Source organism: Micromonospora sp. NPDC047753, from assembly GCF_040642735.1.
In the GTDB taxonomy this organism is placed as follows: domain Bacteria; phylum Actinomycetota; class Actinomycetes; order Mycobacteriales; family Micromonosporaceae; genus Micromonospora.
In genome coordinates this window covers 1-4,957 of sequence record NZ_JBEYSL010000495.1, presented here as the reverse complement: position 1 = coordinate 4,957, position 4,957 = coordinate 1, and the positions used below count along the sequence as shown (strand labels likewise).

Sequence of the window (4,957 nt, the reverse complement as noted above, 5' to 3'; positions counted from 1 at the left end):
GCGGCGAAGGTGGCGGTGCCGTCGTTGGCCTCCAGTCGGAAGTCGTACCCGTAGTGGCGCAGGTAGTGGCCCGGGTAGTTGACCGACTGGATGGAGACGGTGCCGGAGCCGACGAGGCCGGGCACCAGCCGCCACTGGCCGTCCTGCGCCGGGCTGACGTTCGGGTCGATGCGGACGTCGTAGTCGTAGTGCCGCACGTACCGGTCCTGGAAGTTGTACGACTGGATCCGGTTGACAGCGGTGGCGGGCCAGCGGGCGAGCACCCGGCTCTGTTCGGCGGCGGTCAGGTTGAGGATCGAACCATGCCGTTTCTTGGTGCCACCCATCGAGTACGAGCCGGACGCCGGCAGTCGGTAGCTGCCCGGGCTCGACGGATCGGTGGTCAGGACCGGCAGGTAGCCGCGTCCGCTGGAGTACTGGTCGAGGTAGAGGACCCACTCGTTGCGGGCATTCATCTTCATCCACATCGGGCCCTCGACCTGCGCGCCGGTCAGCCCGATGCCGGAGAGGTTTCCGAGGCTGGTCCAGGTACCGAGGATGGAGTTGCTGCCTTCGATGCCGATCTGGCCGTCCCGGGAGGCCCGGACGTAGCGGTAGGCGCCGACGCCGGTCGGCACCTCGACGATCTGGGTGTCGATGATCTCCTGGTTTCCGGGCCGGTCGATGTAGACCTGTGGCGTGGTGACGCTACGGAAGTTCGTCGTCCGCGCGTAGTAGATGCGGTGCTTGGTCGCCCCGTTGAGCGGGACGTTCGTCGCCCAGTAGAGGACGTAGTCATTGGTGGCGGGGTTCCAGATCGCCTCCGGCGCCCAGGCGTTGCGTCCGTCCGGGATCGCGCCGGCGACGTTCAGCAGCCAGGGTGCCGACCAGTTGACCAGATCGGTGGACTCCCACACGACGAGGTTGCGGCTGCCGTTGTTGATCGCGGCCGACCAGTCCTGGCCGCAGCCGATGCACAGGTCGGTGGCGATGATCCAGTACCGGTCGCCGTTCGGCGAGCGGACCAGGGCGGGGTCGCGCACGCCGCGGGTGCCGACGGTGGACCGCAGCACCAGCCCACCGTTGTTGAGGTCGTTCCAGCGGAGGCCGTCGGTGCTGTGAGCGAGGTAGATCTGCTGGTCGGTCGACGACTCGCCGGTGAAGTGCGCCATCAGGTAGCCGACGGTCGGGTCCAGCGCGGCCGCCTCCTTCGGTGTCGCCGCCGACCAGGTGGTGAACAGCAGACAAGCGGCGACCATGACCGCGCAGAGCCGGGCGAGGACTCTCGACATGTGTGTCTCTCTCCTTAGCGCAGGGGCTTACCGGTCAGCTACAGGGCCGGTACGACGGGACGGATGGTGCCGTCGGTGTTGAACTCCATCCGGTCGATGGCGGTCTCACGGTTGGTGCCGTTGCCGGCCGGAACAGCGAACCGGTGGTAGGCGATGTACCAGGTGTCGCTGCCGGGAGCCCGGACCACGGAGTGGTGGCCGGTGCCCTTGATGCCCACGTCGAGGCGCTTCTGCAGCACCACGCCGCGCTTCGTCCACGGCCCGAGGGGTGAGGAGCCGGTGGCGTAGGCGACCCGGTAGTCCTCGCTGCGCGTGTCGTTCTCCGACCACATGAAGTAGTACAGACCGTTGCGCTTGAACACGAACGGCGCCTCGTTGTAGCCGGACGGGGTGATGATCCGCGCCTGCGCCGCGTCGAAGGAGACCATGTCGGCGTTCAACCGCACCGCCCGCGCGACGCCCTGCCCCCAGTACAGGTAGGACCGCCCGTCGTCGTCGGTGAACACCATGGGGTCGATCGTCTGCCCGCCGGAGAACTGGTCGCTGCGGATCAGTGGTCGACCCAGGGCGTCCCGGAACGGCCCGGTGGGACTGTCGGCTACCGCCACGCCGAGCTGTTTGGCGGTGTTGCCGCTGGCAGCGCCACCGCTGAAGTACAGGTAGTAGCGGCCGTTGGCGCTGGCCACCGCCGGTGCCCAGGCCGAATTGTCCGCCCAGGACACGTCCGGTCCGTGGTCGAGGATCACGCCGTGGTCGGTCCAGGTGACCAGGTCGGTGGAGGAGAACGCCTTGTAGTAGGTGCCGGCCCAGCTCGCGTAGCCGTCGGTGGTCGGGTACAGGTAGTAACGGCCGTTGAACACGGCGATGTGCGGGTCGGCGAAGAGGCCCGGGATCACCGGCCCCTTGGTGGTCCTGGGCGCCCACGGCGCGACGAGGCGGAAGGAGCTGTCCGCCCGGAAGGCGGCCGTGTCCTGGTAAGCGTCGAGCCAGAGGGCGAAGTCGCGGTGCCGGATCCGCCGGGTCGGGTAGTTGTACGAGGCAAGCGCCACCGAACCGCTGACCGAGCCCTCCACAGCGCAGAAGGTTGCGTCGGCCCGGAATGACGCGTCGCCGGTGTTCGGGTCGACCCTCAGCCGGTAGTCGCGGTGCCGCAGGAACAAGCCGGCCTTCGTCTGGAAGGAGTAGCAGGCCGGCGACGCCAGCCCGTTGACCACGGTGAAGGTGGCGTCGAGCTTGGTCTGGTTGGCGCTGCCGGAGGTCACCGGGTCGAGCTGACCGAGGTAGTCGATGTGGCGTACGTACCGTCCGGCTTGGTTGACCGCCTCCAGCGAGACGGCGCCGGTCGGCAGTGTGGCGGCGTGCGCCGGCCCGTCGGCCACCACCACGACAGCCGCGGCGGCCACGGCGGAGAGCACGAGGAGCGCACGTAGGCGGGCGGTGGATGCTTTCGGCAGCGATGCCGCTGTCCTGCGCCGTGGAACCACCACCTCAGCCCCTCTCGCAAGATCATCTATGTTAGCGTTAACACATTCGGCAGTGTCCGGGCAAAGGCTGAGAGGCCCTGGCGACGGGTTTGGAGTCTTCGCTCACGGTGCCTCTGGCCGCGTCGCGACACAGGCACAATGTGTTCGGTTCGTTAAGTTCGCGTTGCGGACAAGTGTTAGCGATCGCATCCACGAGTGTCAAGGCATCGATCGTCGCCGCTCCCCCGACACCTGGCGAAGCCGGTTGTCACACTCGACCCGCATCCTGAGTGCCACGATCCCCGAGCACCTCACGCACCTGCATGAGCGCTTATGCGGACCTGGTGGTTATGCCGAACTGACCAGCGGGCAGCCGCATATTCCTGGTGTTCGATGGAAACCCGCGCACTCGGGGCCGGCGTACTGAGCGAAGGGCTGATCGAAGAATTCCTGGTTGAACGTCACGCAAGAGGCCGTCAGACGCGGTTGCGGGTCAGCTCATTCGCGTCAGCGTTGGCTTACCTTCGCGGCGTCGGTGTGATCAGGTCACCGGAGCAGGCGCCTGTCGGCGAGGTCGATGCACTGCTCCTCCGGTTCGCTGGCTATCTGGCCAAGGAGCGGGGCACCGCCATCACCCGGGACGCGCTCGAACGGCGAGTAACCAAGCACGCCGCGACCGCCGCACTGGCCTGCCCGACCCTCGCCGAGAAAAAGATCTCCCCGCATGTCCTGCGCCACTCCGCAGCCATGCGGTTGTTGAACGCCGGAGTCGACACCACCGTCATCGCCCTCTGGCTCGGCCACGAAAGCGTTGCCACAACCCAGATCTATCTCCACGCCGACCTCGCACTCAAGGAACGCGCGCTGGCCCGAACCACGCCGCTCGGCACTACTCCAGGGCGCTACCAGCCCACCGACACGATCGTCGCCTTCCTGGAGAACTTGTGATTATGCCGACGCCACCCGCTGGCTCGCCAACGAGCCAGCAGGTCGGCTGCACACAGGAATCCTCGATTCAACGAGGGGCTCGTCGACCCGACGACGTCCGGAGCCGAGAGGAGGGTGTCGTCCGCTTCCTCAACTTGCCCGATCCGCATTGATCCGGACCGTGGTTTCACTGCCGGGATACTCGGCGTGAAGGTCGCCGTCGAACAGGCGCCAGCAGAAGTCGTTCATCCGGGCGGCTGCGGGGGCGTGTCTGGCGATGATCTCCCTCACGGGCGGCGGCACGTCCGGTGGGATGTCTCCGGTCGCACATCGGCGCACAAACTGGTCGCGGGCGATGGGACCGCTGTCGGCCGGCACGGGCACCCCGCACACCGAGGTGACCAGCCAGTTCACCAGCCGCATGGAAGCGTAGTCGGCATCGTGACCGGCATTGCGGGCAGCGAAGTCGCGCTCGGCGTCCGACAGGTCGAAGCGCGGTGAGGTGGCGAGCCCGAAGTCGACCAGGTAGAGCCGGTCGTCGTCGGCCCTGATGTTGCCGAAGTGTCCGTCCAAGTGCAGCAGCTCGCGGTGACACAGGAACGCCACCATCTCGAACAGCTGCCGCTCGACCGTCGCGGCTCTGCCGACCGGGTCGTCAAGCCAGCGGGGCAATCCGTCGGGGAGATATTCGAGAAACAGCACGAGGCTCGCGGTCGCGCCCGCCAGCGCTTCGAACCGGGCACGCACGGCCTGGTTACCACCGAACTGGGCGACGACGGCGTCGATGTCGAGGTGCTCGGGCGCGACCGGCGGGCGGCCGGGCAGCACCCGCCAGTGGTGCAACAGCGGGAACGATTCCGTCTCCCCGGCGAGGACGCCCTCGGTGACGCTCTGGTTTGCGGCCAGCTCGCGCCACGCGCCGAAGCCCGGACCGGCCAGGCGGTACATGCCGTATTGGCAACGGACCGGCAGGTCGAACAGGTTCGCCGTGCTGTGCGGATGATCCAGCTCCCGGTCGGTGATCGGAACCCGCTTGACGAACACGGGCGTGCCATCGACATCGGCGATCGAAGAGCCGCCTCCCACGCCTACACCCACGGGTGACGCGGCCTGCAACAACGCCGACAGTTCACCGTCGGCGCAGGCGGCCAACGACGCCGCGACGCGGTCATGAAGGGAACGGCGGGTAGGGAGCATCGCTGCATCATGCCATCGGGCGACAGCCCTCTTGGTGCAGTGCCGAGCGCCTTCCTGCGGCAGGCGTCGATGATGCGCCGAATGCGACGGTGACGGCGC

4 protein-coding genes are annotated in these 4,957 nt (G+C 67.6%); 1 reads left to right on the top strand and 3 read right to left on the bottom strand.

What is annotated here, in order from left to right; all coding sequences use genetic code 11:
* Positions 1-1,271, bottom strand: a 1,271-nt coding sequence (locus ABZ749_RS29380; RefSeq protein WP_357233492.1) for an AbfB domain-containing protein, incomplete at its 3' end; no start/stop codon positions are given.
* A 38-nt stretch (positions 1,272-1,309) separates the two neighbouring features.
* On the bottom strand, positions 1,310-2,686 hold the full coding sequence (locus tag ABZ749_RS29375; protein WP_357233490.1) for a family 43 glycosylhydrolase: 1,377 nt from the start codon (positions 2,684-2,686) through the stop codon (positions 1,310-1,312).
* Positions 2,687-3,127: 441 nt separating this feature from the next.
* On the opposite strand from ABZ749_RS29375, the gene ABZ749_RS29370 reads away from it, so the two are divergent.
* Positions 3,128-3,682, top strand: coding sequence for a tyrosine-type recombinase/integrase (locus tag ABZ749_RS29370; protein WP_357233488.1), 555 nt, complete (start codon positions 3,128-3,130; stop codon positions 3,680-3,682).
* A gap of 129 nt (positions 3,683-3,811) precedes the next feature.
* Here ABZ749_RS29370 and ABZ749_RS29365 read toward each other — a convergent pair.
* On the bottom strand, positions 3,812-4,957 hold a 1,146-nt coding region (locus ABZ749_RS29365), incomplete at its 5' end, for a hypothetical protein (protein WP_357233486.1).

Excerpts from the sequence above, each read along its gene's own strand:
- ABZ749_RS29370 (WP_357233488.1), top strand. The coding sequence starts at position 3,128 with ATGGAAACCCGCGCACTCGGGGCCGGCGTACTGAGCGAAGGGCTGATC.